The organism is Pedobacter sp. Leaf170 (assembly GCF_920984665.1).
Lineage (GTDB): Bacteria > Bacteroidota > Bacteroidia > Sphingobacteriales > Sphingobacteriaceae > Pedobacter.
In genome coordinates this window covers 325,657-349,849 of record NZ_CAKLBP010000006.1, presented here as the reverse complement: position 1 = coordinate 349,849, position 24,193 = coordinate 325,657, and the positions used below count along the sequence as shown (strand labels likewise).

General features: G+C 35.5%; 19 protein-coding genes. 5 read left to right on the top strand and 14 right to left on the bottom strand.

Going from position 1 to position 24,193, the window contains the following annotated elements; translation table 11 throughout:
* Nucleotides 1-234: 234 nt before the first annotated feature.
* The 3 genes from LUA90_RS15710 to LUA90_RS15700 all read right to left on the bottom strand — a co-directional run bounded on the left by LUA90_RS15710 (nt 235) and on the right by LUA90_RS15700 (nt 2,808).
* Nucleotides 235-1,164 carry an aspartate carbamoyltransferase catalytic subunit gene (locus LUA90_RS15710; protein ID WP_231491602.1) on the bottom strand — a complete coding sequence of 310 codons (930 nt, stop codon included), beginning with the start codon at nt 1,162-1,164 and terminating at the stop codon, nt 235-237.
* Between the two features lie 6 nt (nt 1,165-1,170).
* Nucleotides 1,171-1,716 (bottom strand): bifunctional pyr operon transcriptional regulator/uracil phosphoribosyltransferase PyrR, encoded by a 546-nt coding sequence (gene pyrR, locus LUA90_RS15705; RefSeq protein WP_231464886.1) that lies wholly within the window; start codon nt 1,714-1,716, stop codon nt 1,171-1,173.
* A gap of 261 nt (nt 1,717-1,977) precedes the next feature.
* Complete coding sequence (locus LUA90_RS15700) at nt 1,978-2,808, bottom strand: aminotransferase class IV (RefSeq protein ID WP_231491600.1); 831 nt, start codon at nt 2,806-2,808, stop codon at nt 1,978-1,980.
* Between the two features lie 126 nt (nt 2,809-2,934).
* Here LUA90_RS15700 and LUA90_RS15695 point away from each other — a divergent pair, with 126 nt between their 5' ends.
* Nucleotides 2,935-3,336 carry a thiol-disulfide oxidoreductase DCC family protein gene (locus tag LUA90_RS15695; RefSeq protein WP_231491599.1) on the top strand — a complete coding sequence of 134 codons (402 nt, stop codon included), beginning with the start codon at nt 2,935-2,937 and terminating at the stop codon, nt 3,334-3,336.
* Here LUA90_RS15695 and LUA90_RS15690 read toward each other — a convergent pair.
* The 11 genes from LUA90_RS15690 to LUA90_RS15640 form a co-directional block, all read right to left on the bottom strand.
* Nucleotides 3,333-3,929, bottom strand: a complete 597-nt coding sequence (locus tag LUA90_RS15690) for a hypothetical protein (RefSeq protein ID WP_231491597.1) — start codon at nt 3,927-3,929, stop codon at nt 3,333-3,335. The genes LUA90_RS15695 and LUA90_RS15690 overlap by 4 nt on opposite strands.
* A 1-nt stretch (nt 3,930) precedes the next feature.
* Nucleotides 3,931-4,407 (bottom strand): RNA polymerase sigma factor, encoded by a 477-nt coding sequence (locus tag LUA90_RS15685; protein WP_231491595.1) that lies wholly within the window; start codon nt 4,405-4,407, stop codon nt 3,931-3,933.
* Between the two features lie 8 nt (nt 4,408-4,415).
* The gene (locus LUA90_RS15680) at nt 4,416-4,589 is read right to left on the bottom strand and encodes a hypothetical protein (RefSeq protein ID WP_231464895.1); all 174 of its coding nucleotides are present in this window, start codon (nt 4,587-4,589) and stop codon (nt 4,416-4,418) included.
* Nucleotides 4,590-4,653: 64 nt separating this feature from the next.
* On the bottom strand, nt 4,654-6,324 hold the full coding sequence (locus LUA90_RS15675) for a beta-N-acetylhexosaminidase (RefSeq protein ID WP_231491593.1): 1,671 nt from the start codon (nt 6,322-6,324) through the stop codon (nt 4,654-4,656).
* Nucleotides 6,325-7,514: 1,190 nt separating this feature from the next.
* On the bottom strand, nt 7,515-9,449 hold the full coding sequence (gene rpsA / locus LUA90_RS15670) for a 30S ribosomal protein S1 (RefSeq protein ID WP_231464899.1): 1,935 nt from the start codon (nt 9,447-9,449) through the stop codon (nt 7,515-7,517).
* Between the two features lie 436 nt (nt 9,450-9,885).
* Complete coding sequence (locus tag LUA90_RS15665; protein WP_231491591.1) at nt 9,886-10,290, bottom strand: hypothetical protein; 405 nt, start codon at nt 10,288-10,290, stop codon at nt 9,886-9,888.
* A gap of 2 nt (nt 10,291-10,292) precedes the next feature.
* The gene (gene lat / locus LUA90_RS15660) at nt 10,293-11,624 is read right to left on the bottom strand and encodes an L-lysine 6-transaminase (protein WP_231491590.1); all 1,332 of its coding nucleotides are present in this window, start codon (nt 11,622-11,624) and stop codon (nt 10,293-10,295) included.
* A 275-nt stretch (nt 11,625-11,899) separates the two neighbouring features.
* Complete coding sequence (locus tag LUA90_RS15655) at nt 11,900-12,835, bottom strand: family 43 glycosylhydrolase (RefSeq protein WP_231491589.1); 936 nt, start codon at nt 12,833-12,835, stop codon at nt 11,900-11,902.
* 11 nt (nt 12,836-12,846) lie between these two features.
* The gene (locus LUA90_RS15650) at nt 12,847-14,259 is read right to left on the bottom strand and encodes a glycoside hydrolase family 28 protein (protein ID WP_231491588.1); all 1,413 of its coding nucleotides are present in this window, start codon (nt 14,257-14,259) and stop codon (nt 12,847-12,849) included.
* Nucleotides 14,260-14,298: 39 nt separating this feature from the next.
* Nucleotides 14,299-15,927 (bottom strand): sodium/sugar symporter, encoded by a 1,629-nt coding sequence (locus LUA90_RS15645; RefSeq protein ID WP_231491587.1) that lies wholly within the window; start codon nt 15,925-15,927, stop codon nt 14,299-14,301.
* Nucleotides 15,928-16,029: 102 nt separating this feature from the next.
* Complete coding sequence (locus LUA90_RS15640) at nt 16,030-17,037, bottom strand: LacI family DNA-binding transcriptional regulator (protein ID WP_231491586.1); 1,008 nt, start codon at nt 17,035-17,037, stop codon at nt 16,030-16,032.
* Between the two features lie 460 nt (nt 17,038-17,497).
* Here LUA90_RS15640 and LUA90_RS15635 point away from each other — a divergent pair, with 460 nt between their 5' ends.
* The 4 genes from LUA90_RS15635 to LUA90_RS15620 all read left to right on the top strand — a co-directional run bounded on the left by LUA90_RS15635 (nt 17,498) and on the right by LUA90_RS15620 (nt 24,175).
* On the top strand, nt 17,498-18,385 hold the full coding sequence (locus LUA90_RS15635) for an inositol oxygenase (RefSeq protein ID WP_231464913.1): 888 nt from the start codon (nt 17,498-17,500) through the stop codon (nt 18,383-18,385).
* Between the two features lie 61 nt (nt 18,386-18,446).
* Nucleotides 18,447-21,488, top strand: coding sequence for a TonB-dependent receptor (locus tag LUA90_RS15630; RefSeq protein ID WP_231491585.1), 3,042 nt, complete (start codon nt 18,447-18,449; stop codon nt 21,486-21,488).
* A gap of 11 nt (nt 21,489-21,499) precedes the next feature.
* Nucleotides 21,500-23,098 (top strand): RagB/SusD family nutrient uptake outer membrane protein, encoded by a 1,599-nt coding sequence (locus LUA90_RS15625; RefSeq protein ID WP_231491584.1) that lies wholly within the window; start codon nt 21,500-21,502, stop codon nt 23,096-23,098.
* A gap of 96 nt (nt 23,099-23,194) precedes the next feature.
* Nucleotides 23,195-24,175: a tartrate-resistant acid phosphatase type 5 family protein gene (locus LUA90_RS15620; RefSeq protein WP_231491583.1), complete on the top strand. Its 981-nt coding sequence runs from the start codon at nt 23,195-23,197 to the stop codon at nt 24,173-24,175.
* Nucleotides 24,176-24,193: the final 18 nt, after the last annotated feature.

Genomic DNA, 24,193 nt, shown 5'->3' with positions numbered 1-24,193 from the left:
TGGTTGCATCGGTTTCAAATTGGGTCGGTACTAAATTATAAATACTATCTATGCTTATCAACAGAAGTAATTAACAACTGTTAATAACACAAGTTTAACGAATGGATTTTCGAATTGTTATGAAGAAAATTGAAATGTGCAAAAAGATGCTTCTTGCCAATCAGTTAAATGCTTTGATTGTTGCATTTGGTAATTAGTTAACAGTTCGATAACTAATATTAATAAAACAAAAGATTAACCTTGGCTAGCCAGCAAGTACAATACAGCCATTCTAACAGCAACTCCGTTCTCTACCTGATCTAAAATGATAGATTGCTTGCTGTCGGCAACATCGCTGGTAATTTCCACGCCGCGATTAATAGGACCTGGATGCATAACGATAATTTCTTTGTCCAGATTATCTAAAATCTGTTTATTTAAGCCATACATCATGGCATATTCTCTAAGCGATGGAAAGTATTTAATATCCTGACGCTCTAACTGAATGCGCAGCATATTTGCCACATCGCACCAATTTAAAGCTTTAATAAGGTTATGCTCTACCTTAACGCCAAGTTGATGAATGTGTTTTGGTATAAGCGTAGTTGGGCCACAAACCATAACTTCTGCACCTAAACGCTGTAAACACAATATGTTAGAAATTGCAACTCTCGAATGTAAAATATCACCAACAATAACTACTTTTTTTCCGGCAACATCACCAAGTTTCTCACGAATTGAAAAAGCATCTAATAACGCTTGCGTTGGGTGTTCATGTGCGCCATCGCCGGCATTTACAATTTGTGCTTTAACATGTTTGCTTAAAAACTGACCAGCGCCTGCATAAGGATGGCGCATTACCACCATGTCAACCTTCATTGATAAGATATTGTTAACAGTATCTATTAAAGTTTCGCCTTTACTTACCGATGATGACAACGCTGCAAAATTTACCACATCGGCAGAAAGCCTTTTTTCGGCAAGTTCAAAAGATAGTTTTGTTCTGGTAGAGTTTTCGAAGAAAATATTGGCAATAGTAATATCCCTAAGCGATGGGACCCTTTTTATCGGTCTGTTTATCACTTCTTTAAAATTATCTGCAGTTTCGAAAATTAATTCGATATCATTCCGGTTAATATCTTTAATACCTAAAAGATGTCGGGTTGATAGTTTGTCTGCTGCCATTTTCTGCTATTGCTTATCTGATAATAATATAACTTTGTCTTCTCCACCTTCGCTTGCCCAGGTAACCTTAACATGCTGTGCGCTTACGCTATCTACCTGTAAACCAATGTAATCGGGTTCAATTGGTAAATGCCTGCTAAATCTTCTGTCAATTAAAACAAGTAATTCAACCTTTTCGGGTCTGCCGTAGGCCAATAAAGCATCAAGTGCAGCTCTAATCGTTCTTCCGGTCCAAAGTACGTCGTCAATTAAAATAACTTTTTTGCCTTCGATAATAAAATCTATTGAATTGCTGTTGGCCGTTACCAAACCATCTTTTCTACGAAAATCATCTCTAAAAAAGGTAATATCAAGGTTTCCCTTTAAAATTTTCTTTTTCTTTAAAATGGTTTGTAGCTCATCCTGAATCCTGTCGGCTAAAAAAGGACCTCTAGGCTGAATGCCAATTAAAACGGTATTCGAGAAATCGTCGTGGTTTTCAATTAATTGATGGCAAAGCCTCTTAATTGTAATCTGAATTTTTTGTCCGTCAAGAAGTGTTTTCTTTTGCATTGAAGAAGGATTGGGCAAATATAGAGAAAAAGTAGAAAGTTAAAAGTAGAAAGTTAAAAGTTCTTGAGGAAATTGTTGAATCGTTTGATAGCTAAATTGTTATATTTTCTTTCGAAAAGCGAGGTTTGTAGCCTCTGTTTATGTTTCTTCCGGCTGTACACTGTAGCCCTCGTTTCCCATAGCTCAGGTCCGGTCACTCGGGGCTGCCGTTTCCATCCGGTTTAATTGGCAAAATCTGTAATATAATGAGCGACTAAAAGCCTACGCAACCACTTCCGAATTTACATCGACATTAATAAGATTCAATAATTTATTGTTCAAGCTTTTTGCAATCTGATGGTTTCCATCTCCAATTTGCTTCCCATCAATAAAAGAAACCGGCCATACATTTTTGGTAGAGCTGGTTATAAAAACCTCTTTTGCAGCATACATCTCATCCAATGTAAAATCTTTTTCAATAACGGTATAGGCTTCAATTTCCATCCTTAAAATTTTACTTCGGGTTATTCCACCCAAAATTTCTGTTTTTGCAGTAATAATTTCCGTATCGTTAACCATAAAAATATTTGCCCTCGGGCATTCTCTTACCAAGCCATTATTGTGGTATAATAAATCATCAGCATTATTTTCTTTTATAAAACCTTGCAACCTTATGGCTTGTAAATAATCAATAGTTTTAACTTGTGGTAATTGCCTTTGGTGGTTATAGCTAACTAATTTTATTGGCTTGGTTGGGTTTTCAATAATGTTTAATGGCGTTTGAATAATAATTAAATTTGGTTTTGTCATCGTATAACCATCCTCAGCATATCCACCGGTTAATATTATTTTTATGCCCGAATTGGGGATGTTATTTTTATTTATTAAGGCAAAAACAGCTTCCCGGATTTGGTTCCTATCAAAATTAGGATACATATTCATTTCTTTAACCGAATTAAAAAAACGATTTAAGTAATCATTCAAAAAAACAGGGTGATTGTTTATCGTTTGCAAAAAATCGAAAATCCCAAAACCTCTTTGCACTGATAAATCTGATACAGAAATTTTTGCATCAGCCTCTGAAAACAATTCGTTATTTATAGAAATGTACATTTTTCAATCTTTTGTTATAATTAAAATTAGTCCATTTATTGTTTAATGTAAAGCAATTCTTCTATTATTTTGTTAAGCTGAATGGTAACACCTCTGGTCATGCAATAATTGTTTAACTTTAAAATAATGGAAACGCAACCGGTAATCTTTTTCGATGGCATTTGTAATTTATGTAATGCATCAGTTCAGTTTGTAATAGAACATGATAAAAAGAATTATTTTAAGTTTACGGCTTTGCAGGGGAATTACGCCAGGACAGTTTTACCTAAATTTGCGGTGAATCCAGAAATTTTAAATTCTACATTATTACTTGAAAATGGTAAGCTTTACACTAAATCATCATCCGCTTTGCGGGTTGCAAAAAAACTAAACGGACTTTGGCCACTGCTTTATGGTTTTATCATTATCCCAAAATTTATACGCGATTGGTTTTACGATATTATTGCAAAAAACCGCTATAAGTGGTGGGGTAAGCAAGAAAGTTGCTGGGTGCCATCGCCAGAATTAAAAAGTAAATTTTACGATTAGGAAAGCTCTGCTATTTTGTTTTTAAGTTCATTTAGCGGCTTTTTGAAAATGCTATCATTCATTTTGCTGGCAATAAAAATAAATGGTATTCCAATTAAAGCCACTGCTAAAAATTGATACCAAATATTTGGTTGGCTAATTACTTGTTTAAAAGATTGGTGAACAAATAATTTATAAGCAAATAAACCTATAGGACCAGCAAGTGGTAAAAATATATAGCCAAAAACGGTTTCGCCTCTTAAAATTTCTTTTATTGTATTATAATTATTGATTAGAACATCTTTTGTGTTTGCATTATAATCAATTCCTGTTTTAATTTTACTAAACTTTATCATTCCAAAAGCCCTTGATATTTCATAAGTGAGGAATATAAAAATCAGCAGGAATTTTAAATCACCTTTTACGATGAATGCGAATACTAAAAGCGGAATATCGATTATTCGAATCCATCTCAGTTTCCATTTTAATTTAAATAATAAATCTTGCAGCAGCGTGTGCGATTCTTTGTCGATAGTAAATTTAGTAATATCTATTTGCTCAGCTTTTGTATTTAGCTCGGCACTTAAGTTTTGCCATTCTTGGTCTAAATTCATTTTACTTTCCTGTTAAAAGTGAAGCCAATTGTTGTTTGATGCGATGAAGTTTAACATTTGTATTGTTGCGAGATAAGCCAATCATTTCGCTAATTTCGGTATTGTCAAAGCCATCTAAATGCAGCATAATTATACTTCTATCAACATCTGTAAGTTTTCTGATGCAGCGATAAAGCCAATCTGCCCGCTCGGATAATTCAGGAGATTCAAAACGATAATCATCTGGATTAATTGTAGTTATGTGGTTTTGTTTTTTCTTTTTACTTAAAAAGGAGAGGGAAACGTTTAAGCTAATTTTGTAAAGCCAGGTAGAAAATTTAGCATCTCCTTTAAACCGAGCATAAGCGCTCCAGCTTTGGAATATAATTTCTTGATATAAATCTTTCCGATCTTCATCATCATCGGCGTATAGATTTATCATTTTGTAAATAATTCCTTTGTGTTCCTCTACCTTTTGCAGAAAAGAATTTTCAATCATCCTGTTGTTTATTTTTTAAAACGATTGGCTTTAAATTCTTTTTGGTAACGAATAATATCTCTAATTAAAAATATAGCAGCCATTGTTAAAAGAAAATACTTAACATAAAACTGTGTTGTTTGAAGACTGGCTACTATAATTAAAAAACCTGCTAAGCCAAATTTTGAATTCCTGCTATCCATAACATTTTAAATTTATTTGAGCAGTTAGTAGGGTGTTATTTCAAAAAATTACAAGATTTGAAAATTAATTTTCCAGATATCGTTTTGAGTAGGTGATGTTCATTAAATCATATCGTTTAAATTGCGTTTTAAGCCTTTTTTGAAAATCGATATAGTTCCTTTTATCTATTGGGCTCCATAAAATTTCGCTTAATGCATCTAATCGTGGGAAGAGCAAATATTGAACTTTGGAAGGAGTGGTGATGTATTCGCTCCATAAACAGCCTTGTCCGCCCCAAATATTTTTTCCTTGCTCTGGTGTTAATTCTTTTGGAATGGGCTCATAATTGTAAACATCAACCAATGGCGATACTTTGCTTGCAGTTAAACTATCTTCTTTAACAAATTGAGCATGGTTAAAATACATAATGTTTTCTGGTGTCATGATGGCTTTATGGTTTTGCTTTGCAGCTTCGATACCTCCCTTTTCGCCTTGCCAACTCATAACAACTGCATTTGGAGCTAAGCCGCCCTGTAAAATTTCATTCCAACCGATGATGGTTTTGCCTTTACTATTTACAAATTTTTCTATCCTTTGGATGAAATAGCTTTGTAGCTCACTTTCATTTTTAAGTCCGTTAGCCTTCATTATCTGCTGTGAAACGGTTGATTTTTTCCACCATATTTTTGAGGCTTCATCTCCACCAATGTGCACGTATTGAGATGGAAATAAATCCATTACTTCTGAAAGTACATTTTCTAAGAATTTAAAGGTTGTATCAGATGCTTGCAATACGTTATTGTATTTATTCATCATACCCCAGGTTTCGGCTACCGCATATTTTTTGTTGGGTTCTGTTCCTAATTCGGGGTAAGCGGCGAGCAAAGCCATGCTATGTGCAGGCATTTCAATTTCCGGAATAACGGTAATGTAACGTTTGGCTGCATAATCGATAACATCTTTAATTTGCTCTTGAGTATAATACCCACCATGTTTAATGCCGTCTGTTTTAATAATTGCATCTTTCGGCATTATCTTAACTTCTGTCGGTAAAACCTGATATTTTATATTTTCATTACCTTTTCCAGGCCACAAGCCAATTATGCTGCCGTTTCGCCAGGCGCCAATTTCAGTAAGTTTCGGGTATTTTTTGATTTCGATTCTCCAGCCATGGTCATCAGTTAAATGCCAATGGAAATAATTCATTTTATGTAAAGCTAAATAATCGATGTATTGTTTAACAAAATCTACTTCAAAAAAATGGCGACTTACGTCGAGGTGCATTCCACGGTAATCGAAGCGGGGGTAATCGATAATTGAAACTGCAGGAATTTGGAGTGAAGCAGATTTTGATGTTGGCAAAAGTTGAATTAGGGTTTGAATGCCTTGAAAAACAGCTGTATCTGATAATGAACTAATAGTTGTCGATTTGTCGCTAACAGTTAGATTATATTCATTTCGATTTGAAGTTTTTTCAGCAATTATTAAGTTTATCACATTGGTTCGATTTACATCTGGAATTGTAGTTGTTTTAAGTTGAAAATTGTAGTTCTGATGAAGGTAATTTTGAAAAAATGCTATCGAGGAATTAGCTAAAGTATCATTTGTATAGATAACTGTTGCAGTATCTATTGTAAAAGGTAATTCTTTTGTTTTCACTTCAAGCTTAACTGGCTGTGGAATAATATTTACTTCCTGGGCAGAAATTTTTAGGCCAAATGTTACTACTAAAAGTAAGATTAAAAGATTTTTCATAATTAGTCGATTTCATTTCAAAAGTAGTAATAATAGGCGGATGATAGGAAATGGTTTGCTAGAACGAATTAATGATGTTACATAAACCCGATGGGAGGTAAATCCTTTTTGGTTAGGTGCTTCGACAAGCTCAGCATGACAGTTCGCCAAAAAGATTGAACGGACAGCGGGGCAGGAGTGAACGATTATTGCTTGTTTTCGTTTTCAAAAACCTCACCCTATTAAAGTTAGGAGTAGAGCTCGGCAACTACTTTCCCTCTCCTTGAAGAGAGGGATTTGTTGGCTGTGAAAAGCAAAATGGGTTAAATCCACTTCACATTATTTCCCTCTCTTTAAGGAGAGGGATATCTACAATAGCATAAATACTTCAAGCTTTCACAGGGTGAGGTATTTGCTTAAAAATCAATCGACTCTATAAAACCTCACCCTATTAGCGTTAGTAGTGAAACGCTGCAACTACTTTCCCTCTCTTTAACGAGAGGGATTTTACTGGCTGTGACAATCAAAATGGGTTAAACCCACATCACTTTATTTCCCTCTCTTCAAGGAGAGGGATAGCTACAATAGCATAAATACTTCAAGCTTTCACAGGGTGAGGTATTAGCTTAAAAATCAATCGACTCTATAAAACTCACTCTATTAAAGTAAGTACTAAAACACCGTTACTACTTTCCCTCTCCTTAAAGAGAGGGATTTTGTGGGCTGTGAAAAGCAAAATGCGTTAAACCCACTTCACATTATTTCCCTCTCTTTAAGGAGAGGGATAGCTACAAAAGCATATATACTTCTAACTTTCACAGGGTGAGGTATTCGCTTAAAAATCAATCGACTCTATAAAACATCACCCCATTAGCGTTAGTAGTGATACGCTGCAACTACTTTCCCTCTCCTTGAAGAGAGGGATTTGTGGGCAGTGAAAAGCAAAATGGGTTAAACCCACTTCACTTTATTTCCCTCTCTTCAAGGAGAGGGATGGCGATTAAAAAATATATACTGTTAACTTTCACAGGGTGAGGTAAAATGAGAATGCTTCCCCGAAGTGTCGGGGCAAGCTATCGGCTAAAAAGCCTCCTCGCAATGAAGACCTTGTGAAGTTCCCTGTATTCCGTGTATCCGTGGCAAAAAAAAATAACACAAAAAAAATCCCGATAACTTTCGCTATCGGGATTTATATATTCAGTTAAAAAGAACTAGCCTTTTTTAGCTTTGCTTTCTTCGCCTTCTAATTGCGATTTCAATTGTGCTAATACGTCTAAATCTCCTAATGTAGATTTCTCTACAGAATCTTTAACTTTCTTAACAGCAGTCACAGCAGCTTTTGCTTCTTTTTTCTTAGCATTTCTTTCTTCTGCTACAGCTTCAGCTTTAACTTCTTCCCAAATACGAGCGTGAGATACAACGATGCGTTTAGCTTCTTTGTTAAACTCGATGATTTTGAAGTCGTTAGTTTCTTCTGCTTTAACCGAAGTACCATCTTCTTTAACCATGTGTTTAGTTGGCACGAAACCTTCTACACCGTATGGTAAAGCAATAACAGCACCTTTATCAGTTACTTTAACAACTGTTCCTTGGTGTACTGAATCTAAAGTAAAGATAGTTTCGAAAGTATCCCAAGGGTTTTCTTCTAATTGTTTGTGACCTAAGCTTAACTTACGGTTATCAACATCTAATTCTAAAACAACAACGTCTAATACATCACCAACTTTAGTGAATTCGTTAGGGTGGTTGATTTTTTTAGACCATGATAAGTCAGAAATGTGGATTAAACCATCAATTCCTTCTTCAATTTCAACGAAAACGCCGAAGTTAGTCATGTTTTTAACTGTTGCTTTGTGCTTGCTTCCAACTGGGAATTTAGCAGCAACTTCTTGCCATGGGTCGTTAGATAATTGTTTAATACCTAAGCTCATTTTGCGCTCGTCTCTATCTAAAGTTAAAACTTCAGCTTCGATTTCGTCACCAACTTTTAAGAATTCTTGTGGATTTCTTAAGTTTTGCGACCAGCTCATTTCAGAAACGTGGATTAAACCTTCAACACCCGGGATGATTTCTAAGAAAGCACCGTAATCTGCAACAGTTACGATTTTTCCTTTAACTTTAGAACCAACTTGAATGTCAGCGTTTAAGTTTTCCCAAGGGTGAGCCGTTAATTGTTTTAAGCCTAAAGCGATACGTTTTTTCTCATCATCGAAATCTAAAACAACAACGTTGATTTTTTCATCTAATGATAAAACTTCTTTCGGATGCTCTATGCGGCCCCAAGAAATATCAGTAATGTGAAGTAAACCATCAACACCACCTAAATCGATGAACACACCGAAATCTGTAATGTTTTTAACAGTACCTTCTAATACTTGACCTTTTTCTAATTTAGAAACGATTTCAACTTTTTGTGATTCTAAATCGTCTTCAATTAACACTTTATGAGAAACAACTACGTTTTTAAACTCATGGTTAATTTTAACAACTTTAAATTCCATTGTTTTACCCACGTATACATCGTAATCGCGGATAGGTTTAATATCAATTTGAGAACCTGGTAAGAAAGCCTCAACACCCATGATATCAACAATTAAACCACCTTTAGTACGGCTCTTAACGAAACCGTTGATGATTCTATCATTTTCAAGAGCCTCGTTAATAGCTTCCCAAGATCTTTGAGTTTTAGCTCTTTTACGAGAAAGGATCAACTGACCGTTAGCATCTTCTGGTGCTTCAACGAAAACGTCAACTGAATCGCCGATTTTTAAATCTGGTGTATCACGGAACTCTGAAGTAGAAACTAAACCATCTGATTTAAAACCAACGTTTAATACTACATCTTTGTTGTTAATTGAAACAACAATACCGCTAATGATTTCACCTTTAGTGATTTGATTAAATGTTCCAGCATACATATCTTCAAACTTCTTACGGTCTGCATCATTGTAATTACCGAAAACTTTTTCATCTGCATCCCAATCAAAATCTTCTGTTGGTGTTGCTAATGATGATTTGATCGATTCGATCGAAACTGAATCAGCTTCTGATTCAATGGTTTCTTTTTCAGTCAGGCGTCCGCCTTCTCCCTGAAGCTCAGCTGTTTTAGCTGCTAATTCTTTTTCTGCTACTTGTTTTTTAGCCATTAATTAATTATCTCCTTTTTTCCCTATTTAGGGACTGCAAAGGTAAAACTTTTTTAATTAATAGAAAAGATTTTTTTAATAAATGTTGCTGATTTTTAGGTTATTATAAAATTAGTATTCAGTATTTAGTATTGAGTATTGAGATTGGATGCTTAAAGCCGTAAAGATAAAGGCTAGAAGTAAAGATTGTTTGCTTCGAATAAGTGATGTGTAATTCCACTCTTTTAGAGGGGTGCCTTAAGGATGGAGCGTTTTTTAAATAATTATGATGCACAATAATTTGAAAATGAACGTCCAGTAATTCTTAGCTTTCAGCGGTCCTGTTATTCGCTATAGCCCCGATAGAAAAAATCGGGGGCTGCCGCTACTACCAGGTTTATAAACAACGGCTTACAATGCGTTCAGGCATGTAAAAAAAACTGAATTAAATTTCAGGCTACTTAAACGGATACTTATTAAATACAGTTTGGCTCATTGCGCTTTTCTCATATAAACCAATACAATAACTGTTATATGCTGTATCAAAATTTACATCACCCGGCTGCAATGCCGAAGGGATATTTTTGCCTTCCATAAAGAAATAAACTTTTGTGTTTCCGTATTTGGTGTGAGGCATGAAATTTCCATAATCTTCAATTTCTTTCCAAATAGAATCCTTTACGGTTACAACATAAATGCGTTGCACCGGACCTGTATTATTAGCATTCCTATATTTTACAATTTCTTTAAAACCAGCCTTCATATCGGCTATGCCAGGCTGGTTAAAAGTACCTTTAATCATAAAAGCAACCAATGCTAAAATGCCGATTGTTAAGATATAGGAGAAGATTTTTTTATTCATGCCTACAATAAAGGCAATATTTTTTCCATAACGGTCAATCCCTCGTCAATATGTTTTTGCTCTATGCAAAGCGCCGGGCGAAAGCGAATGGTTTTATCTCCGCAACCTAAAAACATCACATTTTGTTCAATTCCTTTGGCAATAAATGCATTACGCATATCTTTATTTGGGAAATCGAAAGAGCAAAGTAAACCCCTACCACGCACATTACTCATCTTATCAAATTTTTGGGCTAAACCTGCTAATTGGTTTTTTAAGTAATTACCTTGTTTGGTTGCATTTTCACAAAGTTTATCTTCCTCTACAATTTGTAATATCTGTGTTGAGCGAACCATATCAACTAAATTGCCACCCCAGGTAGAATTTATACGGCTAGGTACTTTAAATACATTATTTTGGATTTGATTTACTTTATCGCCAACCAAGATGCCGCAAACCTGCATTTTCTTTCCAAAAGCCACTATATCTGGTCTTGCAGCTTCACTATAATGTTGATGGCACCAAAACTTGCCAGTTAAACCCACACCGGTTTGTACTTCATCATAAATTAAAAAAGCATCATTTTCATCTGCGAGGGTTTTTAACTGAATTAAAAATTCTTCACGCAAATGGTTATCACCACCTTCACTTTGAATTGGTTCTATTATAATTGCACAAATATCATCCTTATTGTCGGCAAATGCCTGCTTAATTTGCGCTATTGATGCTTCTTCGGTTTGTATGGCATGGTTTAAATTTTCGCCTTCCAAAGGGAATTTAACCTGAGGCGTGCTTACTCTTGGCCAATCAAACTTAGCAAACCACTTAGTTTTATCTGGTAAGGTATTGGTTAAGCTTAAGGTATAACCACTTCTACCATGAAAAGCCTTTTCAAAGTGCAAAACCTTAAACCCTTTTTCTTCAGTATAGCCTTTCTCAAAATTCTTTTGAACTTTCCAATCCATAGCAACTTTAATTGCATTTTCTACAGCTAGCGCACCACCTGCAATAAAAAAGGCATGTGGTAAATAATCAGGTATACCAACTTTTGAAAATGTATCTACAAACTGAGCGTATTGCTGGGTGTAAACATCGGAGTTTGAAGGATTAGCAATTGCAGCGTTTAACAAATTTTTCTTAAAGCTTTCATCATTAACCATTTTAGGATGGTTATATCCTAGCGGAACGGATGCAAAACAAGTAAAAAAATCTAGTAAGGTTCTGTTGTATTTCGAATCGTAAATATAAGCGCCATGGCTTTTTTCCATATCGTAAGTTAAATCGAAACCATCGGCTAAAATGTGCTTGCTTAATGTTTCATTTACTTGGTCGGCAGGTATTGTTAATTGATACATATATTTGGATTTGGTATATTCCAAATTTAGGTAAATGTGCCTAAAATCAAAATTTGGGCACTTTTTGTACTCTTTCTATAAAAAATAGGTTTAAACTGTTTAAAGTATGATTATAGACAAATTCGGCATTTAGACTTCACAGTTGTGGAAAACTTTTTTAAGAAATTTGACTCAAAAAATGATTTTTCCGACCAGATTATCAGAATTGTTAAGCCATGTGTATTAAATATTAACCCGCCATCAACTAAATTTTTTTAGCCTGAATTTTGCAAAATTTATCTTGGAAAAATTTTTTTAAAATTCCCTTCACTATCGTAAATCAAACTATCAATACACAATTCTCTTAACACATATTTTTCCTTTTGAGGAACAATGCGGTGATAAAGTATAAAGTCTTGCTTGTTCATTGTAAACACAGTGTGATGTCCTGGTCCGATGGTTTTACTATTTGGTATTGTAGATAATATCGGACTGTTTTTACCCTTGACAAAAGGTCCGAAAGGACTTTTACCTATTGCATAACCAACACGATAAGTTTCGTCTATGGCCTTGCCTTCAGAAAACATAAGCATATACTGGTTGTTCCTTTTTATCATGTGTGGGCCTTCGAAATAACCAGGCGGCGTTACATCTTGCGGCACACCATCAAAACTGTGCATGTCTTTTTTTAGCTTCACCGCCATGCATTTTCCATTAATCCAATTAAAGCCCGAGCCCCAATATAAATAGGCTTGCCCGTTGTCATCAAGAAAACAATCGGCATCTATATTATGTACGTTCGGAAAATCTTTGGCAGATACTAATGGCTTATTGTTTGGAAGCATGTTTTTCCATGGCCCAAGAGGCGATTCGCTCATACCAGCCCAAACTTCGCTACCTACAGAAACATACATGTAAAATTTATTGTCTCTCCCTTTTACTACAGAAGGCGCCCAAACCATCGAATTGTTTGAAGTTGGGCTTGTACACATTGCCTTTGTTGGCCAGTTTAGCTTATGTCTTTTGAAATTGATAAAATCTTTGGTTTCAAAAACAGCCAGTTCTTCACCTCCCCAAGGATCTATTGTAGCGTAAATAAAATATTTACCATTGCTTTTAACTACAGTTGGGTCGGCAAAATAGCCAGGTATTATTGGTTTTTTAAATTGTTGAGCATTTATTGTTTGGCAGAATAATATAAAAATTGCAATTGCTTTGTATAATTTGTTCATCTTGCTATCCCTTATTCACTCTTGCTTTCGGCAAAATTCACCATTCTTAATTTCGATACATTCTTTTTTTCTACCGCTTTACCAGCATAATCCGGTTTATTTTTCCCCCAGATAACCTCGCTATTTAGCAAGTTGATATTGCCTGTGTTTTCAAAATAAAATCCTGCAATCGGGCTTTTTACCAAACCTTCAACGTTACTTGGTCTGCGGTCGTATATACCACCCGGTAGGGTTGTGGTTTTATTCATTAGTACGCTAACCTGATCAAAATTTATGTTCGATATCTTATCTGGCGATGCTCCACTGATGTAAACACCGCCTTCACCCGTACAACGAATATTGCTGAAGTAGATGTTTTTTACAGCCCCTACAAAGCCTTTAGTTTGGCCTTTTGGTAAACGCCAGCCTGCATCTTTATTATTTGCCGTTGCACGCGGATAAGCTGTAATGTAGATTGGTTCAGATTTGCCCCACCACACATCAGAAAAAAGTTTTGCTTCGATAGTTAAGTTTGAGAAAATTACATCACTAACCGTTCCTTCGTCTCTATTTTGAATGCCTATACCGCGGTTGCTATTTCTGATATTGCAGTTGTTAATAAGCACGTTACTAATTCTATCCATATTTTCTGAGCCAATTTTGATGGCGCAAGAGCTGGAAGTCATGGTGCAATTGCTGATTACAATATTTTCGCAAGCGCCATATTCTTCAAACTCACGGCGATTTTTAAGGCAAATGCAATCATCGCCAGATTCTATATAACAGTTTGTAATCCTTACATTTTTACTGTGATCGATGTCAATTCCATCGCTGTTTCTAATTTTAATGCTGTTTAAAAGTGTGATGTTTGAGATAGAAACATCATTACAACCTATTAAATGAACCGTCCAATATGCAGAGTTTTGAAAGGTTACGCCATCAATATTTAATTTATTGCAACCAATAAGCGTTAATAAATGTGGGCGGGGATCTACAATATTAAAAGGCTTTAAAACATAAGAATCTTCAAGTTCTGCTCCCATAAACGAGATGCCGTTTCCATCTATTACACCAGCACCGGTAATACTTACTTGTTCTAATTTTTCGCCACCAATCCAAATCGTACCTTCGCCTTTATTATCTCTGAAAGCACTTTTTGTGTATATGCGCTCATCAGGGCTAGCCAGTATTTTAGCACCGCCTTCAACACGCAACTCTACAAACGATTTTAAATCGAAAGGACCAGCTAAATAAGTATGCCCGGCAGGTACCAAAACCTGTCCGCCACCAGCAGCATTACAAGCATTAATTGCTTTTTGAATAGCTGCTGCATCGTTTGTTTTTCCATCGCCTTTAGCTCCATAAGCGATAATATTATACTGCGCTTTAGAAACCAAGCTCATCGCAAAAATAAAGACAATTGTAAGAACGGCTTTAAACTTCATTATATGTTATTAGTTATATGTTTGATAAAAAAAAATTGCTTACCAAAATGCGATGTACAATGCTGATAGTATACCACAAATAATAACTGCAGATACAGCAAATGATGGTGTTACTTTAAACATGCTTTTATCGATTTCTAAACCTTGTTTATTGTTTTTGCTTTCCGGATCGGATAGCGTAATGCAAACCATTAAAATTATTATGATTACAAATACCCACGACATCCGGTTTAGGAATGGGATAGGCTCAAACCATCCACTAGTTAGCGTAGGTAAAAATTTAAGTAAAATAGATAATGGTATGGTTAGTAATGCGGCTGAAAGCGCAGCTTTTGAAGTTGTTCTTTTCCAGAAAAAACCGAGTAAGAAAATTGCAAACACGCCGGGAGATATAAAACCTACATATTCTTGAATGAACTGATAAACCTGGTCGAAACTTCTCAATGCGGGTGCAACAATAATTGCAATAACAGATGCAATAACTACAGACCATCTGCCTACAGAAACCATTTTACGTTCAGAAGCATTGGTATTTATATATTTTTTGTAGATATCGAGCGTGAAAATGGTTGCAATACTGTTTGATTTACCTGCCAAAGAAGCCACTATTGCTGCGGTTAGGGCAGCAAATGCCATCCCTTTGATACCTGTTGGAAGCAAATTCATTAATACCGGATAAGCATGATCGGGTTTAACAACTCCAGCGGCATCAAGCATTTCTGCCTGAAAATATCCGCGTTGGTAAAGTACAAATGCAGCAATACCAGGTATAACCACCATTACCGGAATCAATAACTTCAAAAATGCGGCGAAAATTAATCCGCTTCGTCCGGTTTTTAAATCGGCGCCCAATGCACGTTGAACAATGTATTGATTACAGCCCCAATAATTTAAGTTATTAATCCAAAGTCCGCCAACCAATACAGCAATGCCTGGCAATTCGTTATAAAACTTATCACCTTTGTTAAATATCATGTGGAAATGGTCTGCGGCTTCGCTTTTAAGTAAAGGTAATGCGCCTAAAACTGTTGGTGCATCTAATTTTTCTGCAACGAGTTTTAACGCCATATAGCAAGTTATCAAACCGCCTATAACCAATACAACTACTTGAATTACATCAGTATAACCAATCACTTTCATGCCGCCGAGTGTAATTAATGCAGAAAATATTGCCAAAAATATAATGCAGGTGCTGAAAGGTATGCCCGTTATGGTTTCTATTGCAATTGCACCTAAGAAAAATATAGAGGTTAGGTTTACAAAAACGTATACCAAAAGCCAAAAAACGGCCATTAAAGTGCTCACCGTATTATTATACCTTGCCGATAAGAATTGCGGCATTGTATAAATTTTATTCTTTAAATAAATCGGTAAGAAATATACAGCAACAATGATTAGTGTGGCTGCAGCCATCCATTCGTAACTGGCAATGGCTAAACCCATGGCAAAACCAGAACCCGACATGCCAATGAAATGTTCGGCTGATATGTTTGAAGCAATTATAGAAGCACCAATTGCCCACCATGTAAGTGAACCTTCTGCTAAAAAATAATCTTTCGTATCTGTTTGTTGCTTCTTTTTACTACGATAAACCCAATAGCCGTAGGCAGAAACAATTATAAAGTAAATGAAGAATACAGCACAATCAAGCCCTGATAGATGATTCATAAAAAGAAAATATATTTGGTTTTTTTTAAAAGTCTGAAAAAAACTTAAAGTTAAGTGGTTTGTAAGCCTATTTAATTACTTAAACGTTTTCGGGTTTTTGCGTTATAATCCTGTTGAATCTCGTATAATTAATGTTGAAGACAGCACTATATTTTGGTCGTCACCAATGCCTTTTTTATTTAAAATTTTGAATAAACATTTGGCGGCTTCGTTTCCAATTTCGAATGCAGGTTGGCTAATGGTAGTGAGTGAAGGATTTAACAATTTCGCTGAATTGAGATTTGAGAAGCTTAAGATTTTAATATCACCTGGAATATTTAATTTAAGCTCGCGGCAGGCAGAATAGGCAGGTATAATAAATTCTTCGATGGAAGAAAATAGGGCATCTGGTTTATTTTTTTTAAAAAGCTGTTTAATGTTTTCGATATTGTCTTCCTCATTTTCGGTATACGTTATCACACAATCTTCAGAAAACGATAAAGAGTTTGCTTTAAGGCAATCCTGATAACCGGTAAACCGGGCAATCCCGGCAGGAAGTTTTTCTAAACCATATAAATATGCAATTTTGGTACAGCCTTTATCAATAAGATGTTGAGTGGCATTGAATGATATCTGGTAATCGTCTGTTGTAACTTTATAAGCATCAATGGTTTCATAAACCCTATCAAAAAACACCAGGGGCACTTTTTTTATTAAATCGCTATAAAATTCTTTGTTGTATTTATTGCTCGATACTGATGTTAAAATGCCATCAACTCTACCATTTAATAAACTATTGGTGAAAGACATTTCCATCTCGGCATCTTCATGCGTTTGATAAATTAAAACATGGTAACCATAATTTCTTGCAATTTCTTCGATGCCTTTTATAGCAAGCGAAAAAAAGTTGTTGGCAATATTTGGGATGATTACCGCTATAGTTTTGGTTTTGTTGCTTCTTAGGTTGCTTGCAGCAGGGTTAGGTGTGTAGTTAAGTTCCTTAGCTAAAGACCAAACTCTGTTTTTTGTCTTCTGGCTTATCTCATAACTATCATTTAATGCCTTTGAAACTGTTGCAATAGAAATGTTTAACTCCTGCGCAAGCCTTTTGATATTTACCTCTCCCGACATTTTATTAATTCTGTTTTGTTGTTTTTTACCAATATCAAACTAAGCAATTTGATACCCGATAGCGTTGGATGATAATTATACGAATAAAATACAATTTGCGATTTAATTCTGGCTTCTAGCTAAATTAAAGCATTTGCGTTATTAAATAATAACTTATCAGCTTTGCGTAAACTGGCTTAATATATCCTACCTCACGAAAGTAAAAAATATTCGTAATAATAACATGTATTTACACCAGGCATAAATTTTCACCTCTAAGCAGTCTGTTTCGAAGGTCAATTGCAGCTTTTCAAAAATATAACTTAATTATCTGTTTATCAATGCTTTAATTAATAACATTTAAAATTTACTTAATCGTTTACGTAAATATAGTTGGCGAAAAATAAAAGTTTAAGATTTCAAAAACACAACTTTAAATCATAAAACCAAAGAAATTTTTAACCAAATCATTTCTAGCCTTATGAGAAACGAAAATTTAATTTCGAAGGATGATCAAAATCCTTTGAAAAATTTAGATCAATGGGAGGAGGATATTCTAATCCGTTATCCAGACCCGGCAAGCATTAATGTAGATAAAAAGGAAGAACAATTTAGAAACTACGAAGAAACCGAAAAAGACGGTGTAAAGGAGTTTTACAGATTAAACCACACTTATCAAACTTATGATTTTGTACAGCAAAAGAAAGCTCAATATTTAAAGTTTGATAAAGAGGAAATGCCGATATGGAGTGCATTTGATTTCTTAAATAAACTGGTTGATGATTCTGACCCGGATACAGATTTGGATCAAATGCAACATCTATTGCAAACATCTGAAGCAATAAGAAACGATGGCCACCCGGATTGGATGGTTTTAGTTGGACTTATACATGATATGGGTAAAGTGCTTTGCTTGTACGGAGAACCTCAATGGGCTGTTGTTGGCGATACATTTCCGGTGGGTTGCGCTTATTCGGATAAAATTGTTTACTCAGAGTTTTTTGTGAATAATCCAGATTATAACAATCCTTTGTATAATACAAAATTAGGTGTTTATACAGAAAATTGTGGTTTGGATAATGTACACATGTCGTGGGGGCACGATGAATACGTTTACCACATGATGAAACCATATATTCCTGAATCGGGATTATACATGTTACGCTACCACTCTTTTTATGCACAACACAGAGAAAATGCATACAATCATTTAATGAGCGAAAAGGATCACGAATTATTTAAATGGGTGAGATTATTCAATCCTTATGATTTGTATTCAAAAAATCCTAATCAAAAAAGCTGGGAAGAATTAAAACCTTACTATCAGGATTTAGTTGCCAAATATCTTCCGGTAAATATCAAGTTCTAATTATAAAAATCTTTAATAACCAAATTTAACTAACAATTTATGAACCCAAATCTACAAAACCATGAGATTTAGAATTACAGGCTTAAAGTACAGTTGCATTCTTTTGCTGCTCATGCTTGTTGCACAATCGTTCAACAATGCCTACGCTCAAACCGAGCGAAAAATTACCGGAACTTTATCTGATAATGCGAAACAACCTGTTACAGGTGCATCAATTGTGGTAAAGGGAACCAACAAAGCAACCTCAAGTGGTGCTGATGGTTCATTTACAATTACTGCCAAAACCGGCGATAAAATCCTCTTTAGTTTTATGGGTTACGAAACTAAAGAAGTTACAGTTACCAATGCTTCAACTTACCAGGTAACCCTTGTAGATGCAACCGCATCATTAAACGATGTTGTTGTTGTAGGATATGGTAAAAGTTCGAGAAAAGCTTTAACGAGTTCTATTTCTACCGTTAAAGGCGACGATTTAAATAGAGGTGCCATTAGCGATGTTGGGCAGATGTTGCAAGGTAAAGTACCGGGTTTAAACATCACACGAAGTGGAGACCCGAATAGAAATGCAGCAATTATTTTGCGTGGTGCTTCTACTTTAAGAGATGGTGCTCAATCTCCGTTATTTGTTATTGATGGTGTTGTTGGTGCAGATATTTCCATCTTGGCACCTGATGATATTGCATCTATTGATGTATTAAAAGATGCTGCTGCTGCTGCAATTTATGGTAACAGAGCGGCTAATGGTGTAATTATGGTTACTACTAAAAGAGGTGTGGCCGGTCAAACTCAAATTGCATACAATGGATATTTTGGTGTAGAAAATGTTTCTAACCGATATGAAATGATGGATGCTAACCAACTAAAAGCATTCCTTGCTAAAAACAATTATGCACTAACGCCTGCAAATGATAAAGGTGCAAATACCAACTGGCAGGATGAGGTACAGCGTAGTAATGCTTTATCTCAGAATCATAATATTTCGCTAAGCGGAGGTTCAGAAAAAACAACTTATAATGCAAGTTTAAACTATTTTAAACAAGAGGGTGTTATCAAATCGAGCGATTTAAATAGATTTATCGGTCGTATTGGTATTGAGCAAAAAGCACTAAACGATAAATTAAAGATTGGTTTAAACATCAGCAATTCGGTAACTAATGCAAATTTAGTTCCTTACCGTAACACGGTATTGGCGCAGATGCTTACATATTTACCTACATCACCAGTAAAAAATCCAGACGGAACTTATTTTGACAACTTAATTCAGAGTAGTTACTACAATCCGGTTTCGATGATTGATAATGGTAAAGAGAATCTAAAAAACAAAAATATTTTAGGGAATTTAACAGTAAACTTAAAATTACCTTGGGGTTTCTCTTACGATGTTTCGGCTTCATATCAGAATAGCCAAAATGTTTACGGTGCATTTTACAACAGTGTTTATACCTCAAGATATAACAATGTTAGGAATACGCCAGACCCACCGGCAAATCCTGGTTTCGTAACGTTAACCGGTAAAGATGGTTTGGCAATTAGAAATGCTTATCAAAACACAAATAAAATTATCGAAACCTATTTAACCTGGAATAAGAAATTTGGCGACCATGATATTAATGCTGTGGTTGGTTATTCTTACCAACAATCATTAAACAATGATGGTTTCCAAACCAGTTCAACCAACTTTCCAATTAATCAGGTAGGTTATAACAATTTAGGTTTAGGAAATCCTTATGCAGTAACTGATTTTAGAGTTGATTATAACCCGGGCACTACTTTTCAGGAAATTTTAATGATTTCTGACTTTGCAAGGGTAAATTATAACTATAAAAACAAATATTTGCTACAAGGTTCGATTAGAAGAGATGGTTCTAACGTTTTCGGTAGCAACGAAAAATGGGGAATTTTCCCATCTGTTGGTGCAGCCTGGAATATTGACCAGGAAGGCTTCTTTAAAAACGTTGGGCTAATTAAAACTTTAAAATTAAGAGCTAGTTATGGTATCGCAGGTAACTCTTTAGGATTTGCTCCACTTACAACTAAGCTTATTTATGGTAATGTTGGGCAGTTTTATTATAATGGTTCGCCAAGAGAAGGTGCTTATGGTGCTATCCAAAATGAAAACCCGGATTTGAAATGGGAAAAAACAGCTACAACGAACATCGGTTTAGATTTCGGTATATTAAATGGCCGTTTATCTGGTTCAGTTGATTTGTATGATAAGAAAACAACTGATTTAATTTTATCATTTGGTGTTGATAACAACTTATATCCAGCAGGTTCTTACACTGCAAACGTTGGAAGCCTTAGCAATAAGGGTATAGAATTTGTGTTAAACGGAACGCCGGTACTTACAGATAATTTTAGCTGGACGACAGGATTCAACTTGGCGCATAACAAAAACAAGGTTATTTCTCTATCGGATGATCCGAGATTTAATATTGAAGATAGATTAAGTGTTTCTCCAGATGGTGCCGGACAAAGTGGTGCTACTTTACAAATTCTTAGTCCCGGAAAAGCGATTGGAACATTCTATACTTTCAAATATGCCGGCAAAAATGCAAATGGTGTTTCACAATATTATGATGCAGCAGGTAATTTAACAACAACTCCAGTTAATAAAACAGATTATTATGTGCTGGGAGATGCGCAGCCAAAAGTATTATTAGGTTGGTCAAACAATATACGCTACAAAAATTTCGATTTAAGTGTGTTCATGAGAGCTACGTTAGGTTTAAAAATTATGAACGTTACCCGTGCAGATTTGTTCCGCCCGAGTACAGCACAATTTACTAATATCCCGGTTGAGGTAGAAAATGAATCGACAGCCGATTTTAATGCCCCAAAATACTCTAGCAGATTTTTAGAAAACGGCAGCTATTTACGTTTAGACAACGCAACACTAGGTTATACTTTCAAAAAAGGATTAATTCCAGGTGTGAATTCTATCCGTTTATATACAACTGCTAATAACTTATTTGTTATAACAGGATATAAAGGTATCGATCCGGAGATTAACCAAGGTGGTACTGCTCCTGGTGTAGATACCAACAACTTCTATCCTAAAACCAGAACATTTTTATTTGGTTTAAACTTGTCATTTAATTAAACAATAAGAAGATGAAAAATCTTATCAAATACATTGCAGGAACAGCTTTATCGCTAGGCGTACTAACTTCCTGCCATAAATTGGATTTGAAAGTGGAGACACAACTTACTCCAGAAACATTTCCACAAACCGAACAGCATTATATTCAATTAACTGGACAGGTTTACACTCAACTACGTCAAAACTGGAGTACGGACTATTTCTTCATGCAGTCTTTAAGTACTGATGAAGCTATTATGCCGGCTCGTGGAGGTAACTGGTACGATGGTGGTGTTTTTGAAAACCATCATAAACATACCTGGACTAAAGATAACGGACACGTTGGTAGTGGTTGGGGCTGGCTATCGGGAACAATAAGTAAAGCAAATCAAAGTTTATTTTTACTTAAAGATGCTGCTGAATCGCCTGCCAAAACATCTGCGATAGCAGAATTAAAAGCAACAAGAGCTTTAGCTTTCTTTATGATGATGGATTTATGGGGAAATATACCAGTTGTGACCACCTTTGGAGAAACAACCCCACCAGAAACTAAAACCAGAGCTCAAGTATTCAGTTTTATTGAGACTGAACTTAAAGAGGTGTTACCAAATTTAAGCAGTGCAACTGGTGCTGCAACTTATGGTCGTCCAAACAAATACTCGGCTTATGCTATTTTAGCAAAAATGTATATAAATGCTGAAGTATATATTGGAACACCAAAGTATAACGAAGCGGTAGCTGCATGTGATGCTATTATTACTGCATCCGGTAATCCTTACGGTTTAGAAAGCGATTACAGAAAAATGTTTTTTATCGATAACGGACCTCAAATTAAAGAATTCATTTTTGCTATTCCTTTCGATCCGGGTTTTAGCAGTGGTAATATGATTTATTCGCGTTACTCGCTACCTCGTTCTTTACAACAAAAATTTAGCTTAAAGTTTACACCTAGTGCACCAATGAGCACTTTACCAGAATACTACGCTAATTTTAATGATGCGAATGACAAAAGAAATGCTCAATGGATTAAAGGATTGCAGACTTTTTACGATGGCAGACCAGTAACTGTAGCAACAACTAAAAAAGGTTATGATCAGTTTTATACCGGAGCAGATGGTTCGGCTGCACTTACTTACCAGGTTGATATTACGCCAACAGTTACACTTAGAGATGCAGCGAGACCATTTGATGCTGGAAATGATGAAATTGCGTGGAACATGGGATACAGAAACAATAAATTCTATTGTGATAGTACTTCATCCAGCAGAAATCAAAACAATGATGTACCGGTATTCAGATATTCAGATATTTTGTTAATGAAAGCTGAATCGATTCTTCGCGGAGCTACGCCTACTCAAGGTCAAACTGCATTATCATTAGTAAATCAATTAAGGGCGGTTCGTACCACTTCGCCAGCCTGGACATCAGTTACGCTAGAAGATTTGTACAAAGAGCGTTGCAGAGAAATGGCTTGGGAATGCTGGCACCGTAACGATATGATTCGTTTTGGTAAATATGAAGGTACATGGGGTTTCAAAACCGATGCACAGACCTACCACCGTTTAATGCCTATACCTGCTTCGGCACTAATTTTAAATCCGAAACTAAAACAGAATCCTGGATATAATTAATCCTTTTTTCTTAAAAGTTATTTCTCCGATTCTTATTGGGGAAATAACTTTTTTTATGATTTTTATATTTTATAAATCACATCCCAAACTAAACCTATGATTAAACCACTACTTGTATTATCCTTCTCGCTAATGTGTGTTTTTGCAAATGCACAGGTTTTATTAAAATCTGCGCCAGCAAATTCAGCCTATCCTAAAATTATTGCTAAAGAACCAGCAGCACTTAATTTTATTGCCATGGGCGATTGGGGACGTAATGGCGCCGACCATCAGAAACAAGTAGCCAAACAAATGGGCATAACCGCTACAGATGTTAAGGCCCAATTCATTATTTCTACTGGCGATAATTTTTACCCTAGTGGAGTGATTAGTGCCCAAGATCCGCTTTTTAGAACATCTTTTGAAGATATTTACACAGATTTCTCTCTTCAATGGGATTGGTACGTGGTTTTAGGAAATCACGATTATAAATCAAATCCCGATGCACAGGTAGAATATTCAAAAATTAGTCGTAGATGGAAAATGCCGGCTCGCTATTACGCAAAGAAATTCCCGATAAACGGTGATGTAAATAATCAGGTTCTGATTGCCTTTATCGATACAAATCCATTAATAAAAGAATTTTACAACAACGCAGAATATGGCCCGAATGTTAAAGGACAAGATACTACTGCACAAAAGAAATGGTTGGCCAAAACACTTAGCGAAGCTGATCCATCCATAAAATGGAAAATTGTGGTTGGTCATCATCCAATATATACAGGCGGCAGCCGAACCGAAGGTTACGATACAAAAGCCGTTCGTTCATCATTAGAATCTACATTAAAAAAATATGATGTTGATGTTTATTTAACCGGGCATGAGCATAGTTTGCAACACATTAAGCCTGCCGGGAAAACTCACCATTTTATATCGGGTGCAGCTTCAGAAAAAACAGCTGTAAAACTAATTCCTAATGCCGAAATGGTCGCCTCTGAATATGGATTTTTCTTATTTAGCGTAACCAACAATCAAATTAAAGTGCAAACCATTAATGATGAAGGCGAAGTAATTTATAATACTACAATTACTAAATAATCTTTAACGGCAGCTTGC

Excerpts from the sequence above, each read along its gene's own strand:
- LUA90_RS15710 (WP_231491602.1), bottom strand. The coding sequence starts at position 1,164 with ATGGCAGCAGACAAACTATCAACCCGACATCTTTTAGGTATTAAAGAT.
- pyrR (WP_231464886.1), bottom strand. The coding sequence starts at position 1,716 with ATGCAAAAGAAAACACTTCTTGACGGACAAAAAATTCAGATTACAATT.
- LUA90_RS15700 (WP_231491600.1), bottom strand. The coding sequence starts at position 2,808 with ATGTACATTTCTATAAATAACGAATTGTTTTCAGAGGCTGATGCAAAA.
- LUA90_RS15695 (WP_231491599.1), top strand. The coding sequence starts at position 2,935 with ATGGAAACGCAACCGGTAATCTTTTTCGATGGCATTTGTAATTTATGT.
- LUA90_RS15690 (WP_231491597.1), bottom strand. The coding sequence starts at position 3,929 with ATGAATTTAGACCAAGAATGGCAAAACTTAAGTGCCGAGCTAAATACA.
- LUA90_RS15685 (WP_231491595.1), bottom strand. The coding sequence starts at position 4,407 with ATGATTGAAAATTCTTTTCTGCAAAAGGTAGAGGAACACAAAGGAATT.
- LUA90_RS15680 (WP_231464895.1), bottom strand. The coding sequence starts at position 4,589 with ATGGATAGCAGGAATTCAAAATTTGGCTTAGCAGGTTTTTTAATTATA.
- LUA90_RS15675 (WP_231491593.1), bottom strand. The coding sequence starts at position 6,324 with ATGAAAAATCTTTTAATCTTACTTTTAGTAGTAACATTTGGCCTAAAA.
- rpsA (WP_231464899.1), bottom strand. The coding sequence starts at position 9,449 with ATGGCTAAAAAACAAGTAGCAGAAAAAGAATTAGCAGCTAAAACAGCT.
- LUA90_RS15665 (WP_231491591.1), bottom strand. The coding sequence starts at position 10,290 with ATGAATAAAAAAATCTTCTCCTATATCTTAACAATCGGCATTTTAGCA.
- lat (WP_231491590.1), bottom strand. The coding sequence starts at position 11,624 with ATGTATCAATTAACAATACCTGCCGACCAAGTAAATGAAACATTAAGC.
- LUA90_RS15655 (WP_231491589.1), bottom strand. The coding sequence starts at position 12,835 with ATGAACAAATTATACAAAGCAATTGCAATTTTTATATTATTCTGCCAA.
- LUA90_RS15650 (WP_231491588.1), bottom strand. The coding sequence starts at position 14,259 with ATGAAGTTTAAAGCCGTTCTTACAATTGTCTTTATTTTTGCGATGAGC.
- LUA90_RS15645 (WP_231491587.1), bottom strand. The coding sequence starts at position 15,927 with ATGAATCATCTATCAGGGCTTGATTGTGCTGTATTCTTCATTTACTTT.
- LUA90_RS15640 (WP_231491586.1), bottom strand. The coding sequence starts at position 17,037 with ATGTCGGGAGAGGTAAATATCAAAAGGCTTGCGCAGGAGTTAAACATT.
- LUA90_RS15635 (WP_231464913.1), top strand. The coding sequence starts at position 17,498 with ATGAGAAACGAAAATTTAATTTCGAAGGATGATCAAAATCCTTTGAAA.
- LUA90_RS15630 (WP_231491585.1), top strand. The coding sequence starts at position 18,447 with ATGAGATTTAGAATTACAGGCTTAAAGTACAGTTGCATTCTTTTGCTG.
- LUA90_RS15625 (WP_231491584.1), top strand. The coding sequence starts at position 21,500 with ATGAAAAATCTTATCAAATACATTGCAGGAACAGCTTTATCGCTAGGC.
- LUA90_RS15620 (WP_231491583.1), top strand. The coding sequence starts at position 23,195 with ATGATTAAACCACTACTTGTATTATCCTTCTCGCTAATGTGTGTTTTT.